Below are 16641 nucleotides of genomic sequence, written 5' to 3'. Positions count from 1 at the left end.
AGCTGGCGCAGGTCGCTCTCCGGCAGAGCCCGAAGGTCCCGCGCGTCGTGAACCCGATCAAGGAGGGGGAGAACCAGTGCTGACAAGTTCGTACACTCGCTGTTCTGTGTTGCGACGGCCCTGCTCGCCTTCGAAAGGGCTTCGGGTGTTCCGCCGCCGCGGGCGTCACATGTGAAGCCCTTTATAGCCGAACGGAGCAGCGTTGCCATTCTGATGTCATATTCGCCCTGGGCGCCGCGGTGCGGTTTGTAACAAGTCTCAAGACCATTCTGAACCCCTCCTTGCTCCGATCCGCTCACGGACGCCGGGACAGCGGCGGCGCGGTGGGTTAGAGTTCCGGCACGGTGATGCGGCCCGCAACTCTCCACAGGGCCGTTGCCCCCAGGATGGAGTGCGGATGCGAGCGACTTCGGCCTCGGCGGCGACGGCCTTGGCGGCGATCGGCCTCATCCTGGCAGCGAGCGGGACCGCGCCCGCCGCCGAGCCGCGGCGTCCCGTCGCGCCGCCGCCGAACGCCCCGGCCGCGGCCCCGGGCGGCACCACCTGCGACCTCTTCCTGCACTGCGTCTGGAACCCGCTCTACCGGCCGCCCTGCGGGTGGCGCTGGCGCCCGACGCCCGAGGGGCCGCGCCGGGTCCGGGTCTGCTTCTGAGCGCCCCGATGCCGTGCCGCCCCGCGCTCCTCGTCGTCCTGGCCGTCATCCTGACGGCCGGTCCCGCCGCGGCGGGCTGCACGCAGTTCTTCGCGGGCGGGCAGCCGCCGGTGCTGACGAACCCGCGGCTCGCCGCCGACACCCAGGCCCTGTGCTTCCAGGCCTTCGCGGTGCTGCATTCGGGGCGCTCGCGCACGCCCCTCTACGCCGCCGAGCATCTGGACCGGGCGCAGGTCGAGGCGGCGCGCCGGACGGACCGGGTCGACGCCTTCCACGAGGAGCCGCGCGTAGCCCCCGCGGCCCGCGCCCAGCTCGCGGATTACGCCGGCAGCGGCTTCGACCGGGGCCACCTCGCGCCCTCCGGCGACATGCCGGATCCGGAGGCGCAGCAGGAATCCTTCAGCCTCGCCAACATCGTGCCGCAGAACCCCGACCTCAACCGCCACCTCTGGGCCGGGATCGAGAGCGCCGTGCGGGCGCTCGCGATCGAGCGGGGCCAGCTCTACGTCGTCACCGGGCCGGTCTACGCGGGCAGCAACGTCCAGTCGCTCAAGGGCCGGGTGCTGGTGCCGACCCACCTGTTCAAGGCGATCTACGATCCCGGCCGGGGCGAGGCGGGGGTCTATCTCGCGCCCAACACATCGGCCGAGACCTGGGAGGCGGTCTCGCCCGCGCGCCTCGCCGAATTCGCCGGGATCGAGGTGTTTCCGAGCCTGCCCGCGACGGCGCGCGGGCGCATCCTGCCGCTGCCGGAGCCGCGCCGCGACGAGTTCGCCCGCGGCCCCCGCCGCAAGCCCGAGCCCTCCTTCCTCGACTGGCTCACCGCCGAGCTGAACCGGATGGCGCGGCGCGCGTGGCGCGAATTTCTCCGCTCGCTGTTCTGAGGCCCCGCTTCCGAGGCTGCCATGCCGAAGACCGTCAAGCCCTTCACCCCCTTCGCCGACGATGCCGCCGTGCAGACGCTGGGCGACCTCACGGTCGAGAACGGCACCGAGCGGGTGGTGCTCCACGGCTCCCTCGACCTCGCCCGCGACCGCCGGAGCCTGGAGCGGGCGCGCGCGCTCCGGGCCACCCTCGACGCGGTGGTGGCCGCTCTCGAGCGCGCGGACCTGCCCGAGGAGGCGCCGCGGCCGGAGGCGAAGACGGAGAGCGTGAAGAACCCGTTCGCGTGAGGCGCCGCCTACATATCCGGCCCTGAAGATATCTCTCTTCAAAGATACCTTGCCGCCGTCCGAGGCCCGTGCCATTCTATTCGTCATGGGAGATATCTCCTCTCGCGGATAGACCGGAGGGCGGCCATGGCGGGCGAGGCGAGGGCGTTGCGCAGCCGGTTGGGCAACCCGGTGACGGGAGAGGATTTTTGGCCCCGCCCGGATCTCGTCGACGACCTCTGCACGGACTTGGCCGAGGATCGCGGCAGCCGGCGCCTCTTCGCCCTGCGCCGGATCGGCAAGACCTCGGTGCTCCTGGAACTGGAGCGGCAGTTGTCGGCCCGGCACGACCTCCGGGTCATCCGCATCGATGCCCAGGGCATCAGCCGGTTCGGCGATTTCCTGACGAAGCTGTTCGAGCCGATCCCCGCGGAGGGGCCCCGCAGCCTGTTCGGCCGCTTGGCGGACAGCCGGGCGGTGCAGGCCATCGCGCCGCTCCTCGCCGCGCGGCTGAGCGGGCAGCCGGCGCCCGCGGAACTCCGCTTCCAGAACGAGTTCAGCCACCGGGCGGCCTGGGCCGGGGAGATCGAGGCGGCGCTCAAGGCGGCCGGCCCGATCGTCCTGATCCTCGACGAATTGCCCTTCATGCTCCGCAACATGCTGCAGGGCGACTACGCGGCGCGGGATGCCGAGCAGTTCCTGGCCACGCTGCGCAGCTGGCGCATGAATGCCGGCCTGCGCATGCTCCTGTCGGGCTCGATCGGCCTCGCCCAGATCAGGCGGACGCACGGGGTGCAGGTGGCCGATCACATCGGGGACGTGATCCCGGTGCATCTCCCGCCGCTGGCGCCGGACGAAGCCGCCGACATGGTCGACGCCCTGGCCCGGGGCGCCGGCCTTCGGGACTGGAGCCGCGCCCTGTCGGAGGCGATCGTCGCCGCCTCGGCCGAGACGTGGCCGATCTTCCTGCAATACGGCTTCGCGGAGATCCGCAAGACGCGCCTGCGCGACCCGGCCGCGGTCCGGTCCGCCATCGAGGCCCGCGTGCGCCCGGTGCTGGACGAGACCTTCTACGAGCAGTTTTCCACCCGCCTGTCGCGCTACGGCGAGGACCAGCGGGCGGCCCGCGCCATCCTCAAGGCCGTGGCCGCGTCCCCCGAGCCGGTGCCGTTCGCGACGGCCGACGCGGCGCTCGACGCGCTCGGCGCGCTGGAGCGCCGCGACGACCTGTTCGAGGCCCTGCGCGAGGACGATTTCCTCCTGTTCGACACCGAGGCGCAGAGCCTGCGCCCGGCCTCCCGGCTGGTGCCGGTCTGGGTGCGCGCCCGCGCCTGGGGGCGCTGAGCATGGCGCTCCTCTCGGCCTTCAACCCGCACGAGTTCTCCGAAGCCACCGTGCGGACCATCGCCACCGGCCGCGAAGAGATTCTGGCCGGCGTGCTGGAGGCGATCCGCGGCAACCTCGGTCCCGGCCCGGTCCAGCACCTCGTCGTCTCGGCCCCCCGCGGCTACGGCAAGAGCTTCCTGATGCGCCACGTCCAGATCGAGGTGGAGCGCATCGCGCGCGAGGAGGGCCTGCCTCTGGCGGTGCTGCTGATGCCCGAGGAGATGCCGCACGTGAAGGAGCCCGAGACGCTGATCCGGGAACTCACGCGGGCGCTCACCGGCGGTGCGGCCGCCGAGGCGGAGCTGACGTGGCACGAGGACGACGGCGCGGCCTGGGAGGCCGCCCTCGACGGGCTCGACGCCGCGATCCGGGCGCGGCTCGGCGCGCAGGGCCTCTGCGTCGCCCTGGTCGAAAACTTCGATCACCTCCTGCGCCGCGCCTTCCCGAAGGCGGTGCAGGCCTCCCGCCTGCGCGAGGGCCTCGCCCGGCCGGACGGCCGGCTGATGCTGATCGCCGCGAGCGCGAGCGGGGCCATCGACCGCGACTACGAGAGCCGCCTCTTCCACGCCTTCCGGCATGTCGACCTCGAACCCTGGACGGTCGAGGAGTGCATGGCCTTCTTCGACCGCCAGCGCCGGGACGCCGGCCGGGCGCCCCTCGACGCGCCGGCGCGGGCGCGGGCGCGGGCGGTGGCGACCTTCATCGGCGGCACGCCGCGGCTCGCGACCCTGCTGGGCGATGCCCTGTTCGACGCGGACGTGCTGCGGGCCGCCGACCTGCTCCAGCGCCTCGTCGACGAGCTGACGCCCTACTACAAGGAGCGCATCGAGGCGCTGCCCGGCCGCTCGCAAAAGCTCCTCGACGCGCTGCTGCGCGGCGGCGAGCCGGCGACGCAATCCGACCTCGCCCGGCGCGTGAAGGCCCACACGCAGGCGGCGATCGCCGCCCCCTTCGCCGACCTCGTCAAGGAGCGCGTCGTCGTCGGCGAGAAAGCGCCGGATTCCGCGGAGGTGCTCTACCGCGTCGCGGACCGGGTCTTCGCCCACTATTACCGGCGCCGGGTGATCGACCACGGCCGGACGGCCTGCCCGCTCGAAGCCCTGGTCGACCTGCTGGCGGACTTTTTCTCGCCCGACGAAAAACGCGCGAAGGCGGAGGAATTCGCGCGGCTGGGACTGATGCCGGAGGCGCGCCTGATGGCGCGGCTGCATCAGGCCGAGATGGGAGGCGGCCGGCGCTCCCGCGGCATCCTTCGTGTTCTCGCGGATTACCACATCCCCCGACGCCTTCTGATGCTCGCATCACCCACGGCAGCGGAGCAGCTTCGCGCGATCGCCGATCTGGCGAGGGCCGGGCAGGCGGACGAGGCCGGCGCACGGACCGAGGCCGCGTTGCAGGCCGCCACGGGCGCGGAGGACCACGTCCTCATGCTGCTGGTGCGATCGAGGCTCGATGCCGCTGCCGGCCTCGACGGCGGGCTCGCGGCGGCGCGAGAGGCTGTCGAGATCGCCGCGGAGGCGAGGAACCTCCGCCTGCAGATGAGGGCAGAACTCGGCCTCGCCTGGAGTCTGGACGAAACTGGTCAGGCACTCGATTCGATCGATCAAGCGCATCGCGTCGCCGCTCGCGCCAGACAGGCGGACGATGCCAGAGAGGAAGCCATTGCGCTTCGTCTCGCCGCCTTCAGCCTCGGCAAGCTCGACCGTCATGAGGAAGCGATTGCGGCAGCGCACGAGGCTGCCGCGCGCGCCAGACAGGCGGGCGATGCCAGAGAGGAAGCCATTGCGCTTCGTTTCGCCGCCTTCAGCCTCGGCAAGCTCGACCGTCATGAGGAAGCGATTGCGGCAGCGCACGAGGCTGCCGCGCGCGCCAGACAGGCGGGCGATGCCAGAGAGGAAGCCATTGCGCTTCGTTTCGCCGCCTTCAGCCTCGGCCAGCTCGACCGTCATGAGGAAGCGATTGCGGCAGCGCACGAGGCTGCGGCGTGCGCCAGACAGGCGGGCGATGCCGGGGAGGAAGCCATTGCGCTTCGTTTCGCCGCCTTCAGCCTCGGCAAGCTCGACCGTCATGAGGAAGCGATTGCGGCAGCGCACGAAGCTGCCGCGCGCGCCAGACAGGCGGGCGATGCCAGAGAGGAAGCCGAAGCGCTCCGTCACGCCGCCTTCAGCCTCGGCCAGCTCGACCGTCATGAGGAAGCGATTGCGGCAGCGCACGAGGTTGCCGCGTGCGCCAGACAGGCGGGCGATGCCGGAGAGGAAGCCATTGCGCTTCGTTTCGCCGCCTTCAGCCTCGGCAAGCTCGACCGTCATGAGGAAGCGATTGCAGCGGCGCAAGAGGCTGCCGCGCGCGCCAGACAGGCGGGCGATGCCAGAGAGGAAGCCGAAGCGCTCCGTCACGCCGCCTTCAGTCTCGGCCGGCTCGGCCGGCATGAGGAAGCGGTTGCGACGGCGCACGAAGCTGCCGCGCGCGCCAGACAGGCGGGCGATGCCAGAGAGGAAGCCGAAGCGCTCCGTCACGCCGCCTTCAGCCTCGGCAAGCTCGACCGTCACGAGGAAGCGGTTGCAGCGGCGCACGAGGCTGCCGCGCGCGCCAGACAGGCGGGCGATGCCGGGGAGGAAGCCGAAGCGCTCCGTCACGCCGCCTTCAGTCTCGGCCGGCTCGGCCTTCACAAGGAGGCCGCCGAGACGCTGTTCGCGGCAGGGCGGACTCTGGATGCTTGGCCTGACGACGAGTTGCAGATGTTGCTGGAATTTTCGACTACCGCGATCGCAACCTCCGCAGCGACGGCACGCAGCGACGCAGGAGCCGACCTCGACGCCGTGCACGCCCTGCTGCGGGCGGTCGCCACCGATCCCGACGCCGCGAAACCGCAGCAGGAACTCCTGCTTGCCTGGATCTGGTCCTTCACCCGGGGGTCGGTCACCGCCATCGAGGATCCGGCCGTTCTCACGGCGCGGGCCGAGGCGATCGCGCTCCACTTCCCCGGCCGCTTCCCCGCCGAGACCGACCGCCTGCACGCCGCCGCGGCCTACCACGCCAGCGGCCGCGATCCGGCTTCCCTGGCGCGGCTCGACCCGGATCTCGCCAGGACCTTGCGGACGATGTTCCCGCCCGCCGAGGCGGAGCCCGCCCCGGCCCGGGGGCGCCGCTCCGCGCGGCGGCGCAAGCCGTAGCGCCGTCCTCGCCTTGCACCCCCCCGGCCGCCCTGGTATCGCGGGGGCCACCCCGATTTCTCGCGCGGACGCCCGCGCCGGCGGCCCGCCCGGGCCCGGCGCGCGGGCCGCGCTCATCTCTAAAGGATCACCCGATGGCCCGTGAATTCATCTACCACATGCGGGGTCTCACCAAGACCTATTCGGGCGGCAAGAAGGTGCTCGACAACGTGCACCTGTCCTTCTACCCGGACGCCAAGATCGGCGTGCTCGGCGTCAACGGCGCCGGCAAGTCGACGCTGCTGCGCATCATGGCGGGCATCGACACCGACTACACCGGCGACGGGTTCGTGGCCGAGGGCGCGCGGGTCGGCTACCTGCCGCAGGAGCCGCAGCTCGATCCCGACAAGACCGTGCGCGAGAACGTGATGGAGGGCGTCGCCGAGAGCCAAGCCATCCTCGACCGCTACAACGATCTCGCGATGAACTATTCCGAGGAGACGGCGGACGAGATGACCCGCCTGCAGGACGAGATCGAGGCCAAGGGCCTGTGGGATCTCGATTCCAAGGTCGATCAGGCGATGGACGCGCTGCGCTGCCCCGGCGACGACGTGGCGGTGGCGACCCTTTCGGGCGGCGAGCGCCGCCGCGTCGCCCTGTGCAAGCTGCTCCTGTGGCAGCCCGACCTGCTGCTCCTCGACGAGCCGACCAACCACCTCGACGCCGAGACCGTGGCGTGGCTCGAAGGGCACCTGCGGGCCTATCCGGGCGCGATCCTGATCGTCACCCACGACCGCTACTTCCTCGACAACGTCACGGGCTGGATCCTCGAACTCGACCGCGGCCGGGGCATCCCGTACGAGGGCAACTACTCGTCCTGGCTGGTGCAGAAGCAGAAGCGCCTCGCCCAGGAAGGCCGCGAGGAGGAGGCGCGCCAGCGCACGCTCGAGCGCGAGCAGCAATGGGTCGCGGCCTCGCCCAAGGCCCGGCAGGCCAAGTCCAAGGCCCGCATCGCGCGCTACGAGGACCTCGTGGCGAAGTCGCAGGAGAAGGGGCCGTCCACCGCCCAGATCGTCATCCCGATCGCCGAGCGGCTCGGCAACAACGTCATCGACTTCGAGGGGCTGGGCAAGGCCTTCGGCGACCGCCTGCTGATCGACGACCTCACCTTCAAGCTGCCGCCGGGCGGCATCGTCGGGGTGATCGGGCCGAACGGCGCGGGCAAGACCACGCTGTTTCGCATGATCACCGGCCAGGAGACGCCCGACACCGGCACGATCCGCGTCGGCGAGAGCGTCAAGCTCGGCTACGTCGACCAGTCGCGCGACACGCTCAACCCCGACGCCACGGTCTGGCAGGAGATCTCGGGGGGCAACGACATCCTGTATCTCGGCAAGCGCGAGATCAATTCGCGCGCCTATTGCGGCGCCTTCAACTTCAAGGGCTCGGACCAGCAGAAGAAGGTGGGCGTGCTCTCGGGCGGCGAGCGCAACCGGGTGCACCTCGCCAAGATCCTCAAGAGCGGCGCCAACGTGCTGCTCCTCGACGAGCCGACCAACGACCTCGACGTCGACACCCTGCGGGCGCTGGAGGAGGCGCTGGAGGATTACGCGGGCTGCGCCGTGATCATCAGCCACGACCGCTGGTTCCTCGACCGCATCGCCACCCACATCCTCGCCTTCGAGGGCGACAGCCACGTGGAATGGTTCGAGGGCAACTTCGCGGATTACGAGACGGACAAGAAGCGCCGGCTCGGGGTCGATTCCACCATCCCCCACCGCATCAAGTACAAGAAGTTCAGCCGCTGAGGCGAAGCGCGCCGTCCGGGCGATGCCGTCCGGACCGCGCGGCCGACGGGGACAGCGCTCGAAGTCTCGCGACGAAGGGGGCCTTCCGGCCCCCTTGTCTCATCGCGTCGACTGGTAGACCGAGGCGCTGGCCGCGACCGGGGCGGTGATGGTGGAGAAGACGCCCAGCACCTTCTGCACCTCGGTGAAGGGCGCGTTCGATACGTAGACGAGGTCGCGGTTGCGCATCCGGAACGCCTGGGTGACGAACAGGCTGTTCGGGTCGCGCAGGTTGAAGCGGTAGACGACCGGCACCTGGGGCGTGCCGAGGAGCGGGCTCGCCGGGCGCAGGCGGCGCACCACCGAGGACGGCTCGAAGCGGAAGATGAACACCCCGGCCGGGTCGGCCTGGAAATCGCGCAGGCCGCCCGACTTGGCGATCGCCTGCGCGAGGGTGATGCCCTCGGCCTGGAACGGGATCTCGAAATTCGCCCCCGTCGCGCCCACCGCCAGGAAGGTCTGGGGGTCGCGCACCAGCGTGAGGGTGTCGCCCGGGCGCAGGTAGATGTTTTCGCGCGGGTTCGACACCACCGCGGTGAGCGGCACCGTGGCGGTGGTCTGCCCGCGCGAGAGCCGCACGAAGGTCTCGCTCACCGGCGCGCGCACACCGCCGGCCCCCGCGACCACGTCGAGCAGGCGGTCGCCCTTGGTGGAGAGGGGGATCCGCGCGCCCGCCGTCACCTCGCCGGTCACCGTGACGGCGGTACTGGCGGGCTGGAGCACGGTGACGATCACCTGCGGCTCGATGGCCTTGCCGGCGAGCTCCTGCTCGATCTGCGCCTGCACGTCCTGCACGCGCTTGCCCGCCACCTGGATCCGGCCCGCGTAGGGCACCGTGATGGCCCCGTCGCGGGTCACGATCTGGGGCGGGATCATGGCAGACTTGGAGCCCGCGGAAAAACGATCGGCCGACAGCGCGCCCGAGAACAGGCCGCCGGTGCTCGCCTCCCAGATCGTCACCGAGACGGTGTCGCCGACGCCGATCATCGGCTCGACGGACGGGCGCCGGTCGCCGAAGGAGGCGAGCAGGCTGTCGAGCGGGCGCCCGCGCAGCCCCTCGACCGTGGCGGCGTCGACGTCGATGATCTCGTAGCGGGCGAACAGGCCCTGGTCGGTGGCGATGTCGGCCCCGTCCGCCACCGCGCTGGCCGTAGGACCCGCCGCAGGCAGGAGGCCGCTGCAGCCGGACACCGCGAGGGCGGCGCAGAGGGCGATCGGCAGGGGGCGCATCCGGGGGTGGCTCGTCCTTATCCGCGTGAGCTTGGCTCCTACTCCGTTCCGCCCCGCCTGTCCGTGGCCCGGGTGTCACAGTCGAACCGGCAGCCCGTCGGTCCGCCCCCCGTCCCCGATCACCACAGGAGCGCCGCGGTTGGACCGGTGCGTCACGAAGCGTTAAGACCGCGCCTCGCGGCAGGACGGGCGAGGGACGCGCGTGGCACGACAGATCAGCTTCACGCCACCCGACCTCGCGCAGCCGCCGCCCGCGGCCCGCGGCCCGGTGCGGCGGCGCCACGTCTTCTACCTGCCGGGCTACGACCCCGAATCGTCCAAGCGCTACCGGGCGCTGTTCGTGCGGGAATTGTCGCGCTACGCCAAGCGGTTCGACCTGCCGCGGCGGCGCGTCTCGCCGGCCCGCGCCGAGGGGAATGTGCAGAGCTGGACCGTGGAGGCCGGGCGGGAGGGCTGGGCGACCGACACGACCTACGAGGTGCTGCTCTGGGACGACCTCGTGCGGCGCGACTTCGAGCGGCCGATGCTGCTCTCGATGCTGCTCCTCACCGCCGGCATCCTGCACGCGCTCGTCACGGGCAAGCTCGTCCGCCTCTACGCCCTCAACTGGAAGTACGGGAACGTCATCCTCTACCCGTTCGTGATGACGCTCCTCCTCGTCGGCCTGGGGGCGGGGGCGGGGGTCGCGCTCGGACGAGGCCTCGCCTGGGCGGCGGGCGGCACGCTGCCGGGCCTCGCGGCAATCGGCCTCGGCGCGCTCGGGGCGATCGGCCTGCTCGTCGCCGCGACGCCGCTCCTCGACCGGATCTTCCTGCGCCAGCTCATCAACGACTGGGTGTTCAACTGGCAGCACAGCAACGGCTGGCGGCCCGATTACGAGGCGCGGCTCGCCGCCTTCGCCGACCACGTCGCGGCCCGCAGCCGCACCGCGGAGGCGGACGAGGTGATGATCGTCGGGCATTCCTCGGGCGCGCTCACCGCCGTCGAGGTGGCCGCGCGGGTGCTGGCGCGCGAGCCCGACCGCGATTTTTCGCTCCTGACGCTGGGCGCCGGGCTGCCGCTCGTGGCGATCAACCCCCGGGCGACGCGGCTGCGGGCCGAGATCGCGAGCCTCGTGGCGAGCGAGCGGGTGGTCTGGGCCGACTACCAGGCGCCCCAGGACTGGATGAATTTTCCGGGCTTCAACCCGGTGCAGGATCTCGCCCTGCCGCCGGTGCCGCGGGTGGCGAACCCGCTGATCCGCTCGACCAAGTTCCGCGAATTGCTCGATCCCTCCGTCTACGCCCGCATCAGCTACCGGCCGTTCCGGATGCACTTCCAGTTCCTGATGTCGAACGACCTGCCGGGCGAGTACGACTTCTTCGCCCTGACGCTCGGCCCCCAACGCTTGCGCGAGCGGGTGCTGGCCCCCGCGCTCGCGCCGGCGCGGGCCGATGTGCCGGCCGAACCCGCCTCGGCCCACCGGGAGATCTGACATGCCGATCCGCCTCGTGGTCTCGGACGTCGACGGCACGCTGGTGACGCCCGAGAAGACGCTGACGCCCGCGACGGTCGCGGCGGTGGAGCGGCTGCGCGCGCGCGGCATCGCCTTCACGGTGGCGTCGAGCCGCCCGCCGGTTGGCCTGCGCCCGCTGGTCGCGGCGCTGGGGCTCACCCTGCCGATGGGCGCCTTCAACGGCTCGACCCTCGTGGGGCCGGACCTCGCGGTCATCGCCGAGGCCTTCGTGCCGGAGGCGGCGGCCCGGACCGCGGCGGCGCGCTTCGCGGAGGCCGGCATCGACCTCTGGGTCTTCGCCGACGGCGCGTGGTGGCTACGCGACCCGGCCGGGCCCTACACCGACCTCGAACGGCGCACGCTCCAGGCCGAGCCCCGGGTGGCGGCGGACCTCGCCCCCCTGCTCGATCGCGCCGCCAAGCTCGTCGGGGTGAGCCGCGACGCCGCCGGGCTCGCCGCCTGCGAGACCGCGCTCGCCGCGGAACTCGGCTCCGGCGCCGCCGTCCACCGCTCGCAGACCTACTACCTCGACGTCACCCCGCCCGGCGCCGACAAGGGCCGCTTCGTCGCCCGCCTCGCCCGGGACCTCGGCATCCCCGCCGCGGAGGTGGCGACGCTGGGCGACATGGCCAACGACGTCGCGATGTTCGAGGCCAGCGGCCTCGGCATCGCGATGGGCAACGCCGCGGACGCGGTGAAGCGGGCCGCCCGGGCGGTCACGGCGGGCAACGACGCGGACGGGTTCGCCCGGGCGGTCGCGCGGTACGTGCTGGGGGAGGGGGGCTGAGGGGCGGGCCTCACCCCGCGTAGCGCTTCTCGTAGATCGTCACGCTGATGGTGCCCTGCTGCACGGTGACGAACAGAGCGCTCTTCGGCTCATCTCCCTGATCCGATGCGAGATCGAGGGTCTCCAGATCGAGATATTTGAGGCTGTCGCTCATGACCTGCGCTTCGGAGATCTCGTCCGGGAAACGGCATGCGAGGACGCGGGAGGCTTGTGGGACGGCGATCTCCAGGCGGCCCGTGAACTCCCGTCCCTCCCCCTTCAGGCACGTGACGTCGTAGTAGGAGCCGGACTCGATCGCGTCGACGTGCCCCTTGACCCCCGTCATGTCGAGCGGCTGGCCGTGCGGGACGATGGCAACGGACAGCCCGCCTGGTGCACCGCTGCCGAGTGCGATGCCGGGCTTCCAGCGCTCACCTTCCGTGACCGCCCTGCGGCGCGACAGGATCGGGAAGCGGAGCGGGGCCGGCCGCGCGGTCCGGCTGCCGGCGGATGGCGGGGACCCTCCCTCCTCGGGCAGCTGCCTCAGGAGGATGGCACGGAAGCCCAGCGGAAGATCGTCGCTCACCGCCAGCGAGCGGGTCACGTCGGGCCGCATCACGCGGGAGCAAACGGCGATCCGGTACAGGTCGGGGTCGATCCTGATCTGGTGATCGTGGAGGCGCAGCCCGGGATCGGAGAGCCAGCCCTCGATGTAGACCGCACCCGTGTCGCGCGGCGCCAGCCCCTCGGTTCGCGCCGTCACCTCAAGGTGAGTGAAGCGCCGGTTCCGGCTGTAGCGCACGAGATCGAACAGCTTCTCGCGCAGCGCCGGGGTCGTGAGGCCGAGTTCCACGGCGTCGTCGATCCGGCCGAGGCTCACCGTGAGGTCGAACAGCTTCTCCCGCGCCTGATCCCCGTTCGGATCGACCGCCATGAGGTTCCGATGCACCTCGCCGAATCGTTGGCGGCCCAGCAGATCCCAGGCCTTGTCGAGGACGAGTTGTTCGACCTCGGACCGGCGGGCGTATTCGAGCAGGTTGACATCGAAGGCCGGCGCATGGGCGGCGGCATCGAAGATGCGACGATTGTTGGCGTGGAGGCTGCCGGTCGCCAGCATTCCGTCGCCGCTCACGCGGTAGCGAAAAAGCGGCTCGGGCACGAGTGCCATGCGGTAGCCTGCGAGGTGGAGCCTCAGGAACAGCTCCCAATCCTCCCAGCCGACCCCGCGCAGCTCGGAGAATCCCCCGATCGCCCGGAAGGCGTCGCGCTTGATCAGGCAATTCGCATCGCCGAACCGGTTGCGGAAGAACGAGAACGTGCCCCCGATCCCCATCGGGAAGAACTTGACGACCGCGCTCCCGGGACCGTCGGAATCCTCGAAGACGAAGTACTGGCTCGTCAGCACGTCGTAGCCGCCGTTGAGCGCCGCCGTGACGAAGGTCTCGACTTGATGCGGCTCCGCGATGTTGTCGTCGTCGTGGAAGATCAGCCACTCGCCCCTGGCGTGGCGGGCGGCGAGGTTGCGGGCGGCGCCGAGGTAGCGGTTCTCGCTGCGCACGACCTTGATCGGGAAGGGAAACGCCTCGGTCTCGATGCTGTCGAGCATCGCCTGAGCGGCTTTGGAGCGGCTGCCATCGTCGACGAGCACGACTTCGACCGCCCCGTAGGTCTGGGCGGCGATGCCCTTGAGCGCCCGTCGCAGCAGGGATGGGCGCTCGTAGTGCACGAGGCAGATCGTGACGAGGGGCGGCGCCGCGTCGGCCTGCGTCGCGGCCGGGAGGCTTGCCAGCCGCTGGCCGATGCGCTGGTGGAGTTCGACCCAGCGGGCGACGATCGCCTCGGGGTCGAGAATTGAGGTGAGGGTGGGCATGCCGTTCACGACGGCGCCGAGCAGGGCATCGGCCAATGCGTCGACCTGCGTCGGGCTAAAGAGCGTCCGCCAAGCTGTCGGCGTGCAGCAATTCGCCCGTTCCACCGACCCGGCCGGCGATGAACGGCACGCCGAGGGTGAGGCACTCGCCCACCGTGCAGGGGCTGTTCTCGATCAGCGAGGGCATGACGCACAAGGCGTGCGGCCGCTTGCCGATGTAGTCGAGAGCCTCCTTCTGGGCGAGGGTGTTGATGAACTTGATGCGGCCGGCGTGGCCGCCGAGATGGCGCAGCGCCATCGATCCGGTGAACTCGCAGTCGATCCGGTCGAAGCGGCCGACGAATGTCAGCGCGAGGCTCGAGAGTTCGGGCTTGCTCGCCACTGCCTTGATGAACAGCGAGAAGCCCTTCCTCAGCTCATGGCGGCCGAAGAAGATGAGTTCGTTGACGGTGCCGGGCCTGACGGGGCTGGTGCTGAGGGGCGCGACGACGGGCCGGGCTCGGTCGACCTGCTCGACCCATTGCGGCAGGACCCAGTTGATGACGGCGTGCTACGGCAGCCTGACGCCGTGCTGCTCGTACCAGTCGAGGAGGTAGCGGCTCGGGCTGACGACGAGATCGGAGTTCTCGATCTGCGCCCGCTCGATCGCTTCGAGCTCGAGATCATGCAGGTCGGGAAGCCGGCTGTTGTGCTTGCGCACCCATTCCGACGATCCGTGGGTGTGCGTGACGGTGTAGGAGCGGACGAGGCCCTGCCGCTTGGCGAGAGCGAGGAAGTGGCCGCTGCCCTGCCAGTCGTTGAAATGAACGATGTCGTAGTCCTCTCTCGCGAGGTACTCGTACGCGAAGTAGGCTTTGGCGGTTCTGTCGCCCGGACCGTAGTGGCGGGCGGCGAACAGATGTGCGAATGAGATCAGCTTGACGTGATGCGAGCCAACATTCTGGTACTTGACGGGCTGACGGAAGCCGTCGTGCGTGATGACGACCTCGACCTCGTGACCTGCATCGCCGAGGACGATGCACAGCCCGCGGGCGCAGGTGCCGATGCCTCCGCCTCCCGTGAGGCCGGTGAATTCCTCCGTCACGATGGCGACGCGCAACGCCCTGACCGGGACGCGCGCCTCGCCGGATGGAATCTCTGATCGCATCATCGCCGAATCTTTTGATTTCAAATGGGCAGCCGATCCCGTCAGTACTGGCCGAAATTCTCGGAATCGATGTTCTGCTTGGCGCAGACGAACAGGCGCCCCGTCCCATCGAATTGATCGAAATCCTCGACGACCCGCAGGCCCGACGCTTCGATCAGTCCGCGCACATACTCATGCGTCCAGAGCCACCACCATGGTCCGTAATTCGGCGCGCCATTGGAGAAATACCAATTGTCCACGGGATCGTTGATGCCCCACGCCCCGCCGCCATAGGACTTCGAGATATACTTCTCGTATACTTGGCGTTTCTGCTCAGCTATGCTCGGGATGAAGATCGCCTGATCGCTGTCGAGCTGGACGGACCCGGCTTCATTGGAGACCGATGCCGGCATCACGGCCGTCCCGAGCAGCAGAACGTCTTTCGTGATGGCTGCAAGGTGGCTGATGGTGAGAAGCGGGTTCGGACAATGGTACAAGACACCGCTGCAATGGACGACGTCGTAGGCGCCGACCTGCCCGACGATATCGACATTGTCGATGCTGCCGATCACCTCTCTGACGTAGTCGATCCGACGCTCGGCGCAGTGAGAGCGAAACACCTTCCACCAATAATCGTGCGGCTTCTAGATGTCGATCATGCACAGATCGGTCGCTCCGGCGTCGTGCGCGACGGACACCTTCTCGTTGACAAGACCCCACAAGCCGCCGACTTCTGCAAATGATTTGCCCTGGACAATCTTGGCGATGACGTCGTTGCGATGGTCCATGGTCGGGCGGCCTTTCACGGGAACGGCCGGCGTCTATATCATTTCTTTATCGATGTACAGCATCTACAACTATTAGTTAGATTAGCTACTTCACTCTACGAAAGGTTGACCTCCGTGAGCGCATGCATCCCTTGCGGCAGCGCGAGATGGCTCGCATGGGCGCGCTTGGTCACGCGGCGGGCACCGTCTCGTGATGGAGATCAATCGAAGCAGCCGGAACGATCGGACTTCGCGGGAGATCCGGCCCTGGAGCCGCACTCGATCGCTCCCATCGGGTGCGGCTCTCGGAGTGCGGACGTCGCGCTCTCCTGCGCCGAACCGGCATCCGTTGCGGCGCGGAGCGCTCAAGAGCAGGACCCGATCGCGTGGCGATCGGGTCCTGCTCTTGAGCGCTGATATGACCGGATTGTCTGCGACGAGCCGGGATCCGCTTCGTCGGACGATGCTCTAGCCCGCCAGCGCCGCGTCCACCTCGCGCCCGCGGCCCAGCTCGCGCATCAGCCCGTCGAGGTGGGGCCGCACGCGCAGCTGCAGGGCGTGGAGGCGGCGCACCGCCTCCGAGAGGCGGCCCTGGCGGCCCAGCGCCTCGTCCGCGAAGGCGATCATGCGGGCGTTCGGCCACGCCTTCTCGCGCAGGTCGTGCACCCGGGCCACCACCGCCGCCTCGTCGAGGTCCGGGTGGGCCTGTGCCAGCAGCATCGTCATGGCGGCGGTCGAGCGCGAGATGCCGGCGTGGCAATGGATCAGGAGGTGCGTCCGCTCGTGCCGCCGCTCGCTGCGCAGCTCGCTCCCGAACTCCAGGATCGTCGCCACGTCCTCGGGCCGCGGCAGGATCTGGCCGGCCAAGGGCTCGATGATGTCGTGGAAGCGCAGGGTCGTGCGGTGATGCGTGTCGTAGCCGCCGAAGGCGTCCGGCTCGGGCCAGCCCGGATCGAGGATCGACAGCACGTGGGTCACGCCCCGGGCCGAGTGGTGCCCCAGCTCTTCCAGGCCGCAGACGGTGTGAAGGGAGATCGGTTCGGGTATCACGCTCACCACCTAGCACAGGCCGGACGCGGCTTCGAGCGGCGGATGCGCGGACGCGCGAACCGCGCCGCGCGGGATGAACCCCGGGAACCCGGCCCGGGCTCCCGCTCGTGCCTCATTCTCCTGCATCAACCTCTTGCATCAACCTCGTG

The 16641-nt window shown here is 70.2% G+C and carries 16 protein-coding genes; 8 read left to right on the top strand and 8 right to left on the bottom strand.

Annotated features, from left to right (window positions below; all coding sequences use genetic code 11):
• On the bottom strand, nt 1-209 hold a 209-nt coding region (locus ACKUB9_RS19220; RefSeq protein ID WP_407525563.1), incomplete at its 3' end, for a hypothetical protein.
• A gap of 188 nt (nt 210-397) precedes the next feature.
• Here ACKUB9_RS19220 and ACKUB9_RS19215 point away from each other — a divergent pair.
• From ACKUB9_RS19215 to ettA, 6 genes are all read left to right on the top strand, one after another.
• Nucleotides 398-652 carry a hypothetical protein gene (locus tag ACKUB9_RS19215; RefSeq protein WP_407525561.1) on the top strand — a complete coding sequence of 85 codons (255 nt, stop codon included), beginning with the start codon at nt 398-400 and terminating at the stop codon, nt 650-652.
• Nucleotides 653-660: 8 nt separating this feature from the next.
• Nucleotides 661-1536: a DNA/RNA non-specific endonuclease gene (locus ACKUB9_RS19210; RefSeq protein ID WP_407525559.1), complete on the top strand. Its 876-nt coding sequence runs from the start codon at nt 661-663 to the stop codon at nt 1534-1536.
• Between the two features lie 21 nt (nt 1537-1557).
• On the top strand, nt 1558-1824 hold the full coding sequence (locus ACKUB9_RS19205) for a hypothetical protein (protein WP_407525556.1): 267 nt from the start codon (nt 1558-1560) through the stop codon (nt 1822-1824).
• A gap of 126 nt (nt 1825-1950) precedes the next feature.
• Entirely contained in the window at nt 1951-3147 is a 1197-nt protein-coding gene (locus tag ACKUB9_RS19200; RefSeq protein ID WP_407525554.1) for a P-loop NTPase family protein, read from the top strand.
• Nucleotides 3148-3692: 545 nt separating this feature from the next.
• Nucleotides 3693-6362, top strand: coding sequence for a hypothetical protein (locus ACKUB9_RS19195; protein WP_410825865.1), 2670 nt, complete (start codon nt 3693-3695; stop codon nt 6360-6362).
• 134 nt (nt 6363-6496) lie between these two features.
• Nucleotides 6497-8149, top strand: a complete 1653-nt coding sequence (gene ettA / locus ACKUB9_RS19190) for an energy-dependent translational throttle protein EttA (protein ID WP_407525552.1) — start codon at nt 6497-6499, stop codon at nt 8147-8149.
• A 99-nt stretch (nt 8150-8248) separates the two neighbouring features.
• Here the strand turns inward: ettA and ACKUB9_RS19185 are convergent, their stop codons facing one another.
• On the bottom strand, nt 8249-9418 hold the full coding sequence (locus ACKUB9_RS19185) for a polysaccharide biosynthesis/export family protein (protein ID WP_407525549.1): 1170 nt from the start codon (nt 9416-9418) through the stop codon (nt 8249-8251).
• 202 nt (nt 9419-9620) lie between these two features.
• Between ACKUB9_RS19185 and ACKUB9_RS19180 the strand changes: the two genes are divergently transcribed.
• Nucleotides 9621-10892 carry an alpha/beta hydrolase gene (locus ACKUB9_RS19180; protein WP_407525546.1) on the top strand — a complete coding sequence of 424 codons (1272 nt, stop codon included), beginning with the start codon at nt 9621-9623 and terminating at the stop codon, nt 10890-10892.
• 1 nt (nt 10893) lies between these two features.
• Entirely contained in the window at nt 10894-11700 is an 807-nt protein-coding gene (locus ACKUB9_RS19175) for a Cof-type HAD-IIB family hydrolase (protein ID WP_407525543.1), read from the top strand.
• A 10-nt stretch (nt 11701-11710) separates the two neighbouring features.
• Here ACKUB9_RS19175 and ACKUB9_RS19170 read toward each other — a convergent pair whose 3' ends face one another.
• From ACKUB9_RS19170 to ACKUB9_RS19145, 6 genes are all read right to left on the bottom strand, one after another.
• Nucleotides 11711-13585 (bottom strand): glycosyltransferase family 2 protein, encoded by a 1875-nt coding sequence (locus ACKUB9_RS19170; RefSeq protein ID WP_407525541.1) that lies wholly within the window; start codon nt 13583-13585, stop codon nt 11711-11713.
• Between the two features lie 19 nt (nt 13586-13604).
• Nucleotides 13605-14078 (bottom strand): glycosyltransferase, encoded by a 474-nt coding sequence (locus tag ACKUB9_RS19165; protein WP_407525577.1) that lies wholly within the window; start codon nt 14076-14078, stop codon nt 13605-13607.
• A 21-nt stretch (nt 14079-14099) separates the two neighbouring features.
• Nucleotides 14100-14699, bottom strand: a complete 600-nt coding sequence (locus ACKUB9_RS19160) for a glycosyltransferase family 4 protein (RefSeq protein WP_407525538.1) — start codon at nt 14697-14699, stop codon at nt 14100-14102.
• Nucleotides 14700-14737: 38 nt separating this feature from the next.
• A complete protein-coding gene (locus ACKUB9_RS19155) occupies nt 14738-15247 on the bottom strand; it encodes a class I SAM-dependent methyltransferase (RefSeq protein WP_407525535.1) in 510 nt (169 codons plus the stop codon).
• A 72-nt stretch (nt 15248-15319) separates the two neighbouring features.
• On the bottom strand, nt 15320-15463 hold the full coding sequence (locus tag ACKUB9_RS19150) for a hypothetical protein (protein ID WP_407525533.1): 144 nt from the start codon (nt 15461-15463) through the stop codon (nt 15320-15322).
• A gap of 447 nt (nt 15464-15910) precedes the next feature.
• Nucleotides 15911-16492 carry a tyrosine phosphatase family protein gene (locus ACKUB9_RS19145; protein WP_407525530.1) on the bottom strand — a complete coding sequence of 194 codons (582 nt, stop codon included), beginning with the start codon at nt 16490-16492 and terminating at the stop codon, nt 15911-15913.
• Nucleotides 16493-16641 lie beyond the last annotated feature (149 nt).

Origin of the sequence: Methylobacterium oryzisoli, from assembly GCF_046557895.1 — a bacterium.
GTDB classification, from domain to species: Bacteria; Pseudomonadota; Alphaproteobacteria; order Rhizobiales; family Beijerinckiaceae; genus Methylobacterium; species Methylobacterium oryzisoli.
Note: the sequence above shows the minus strand (reverse complement) of the source record. Positions and strands in the feature narration are given on the sequence as shown.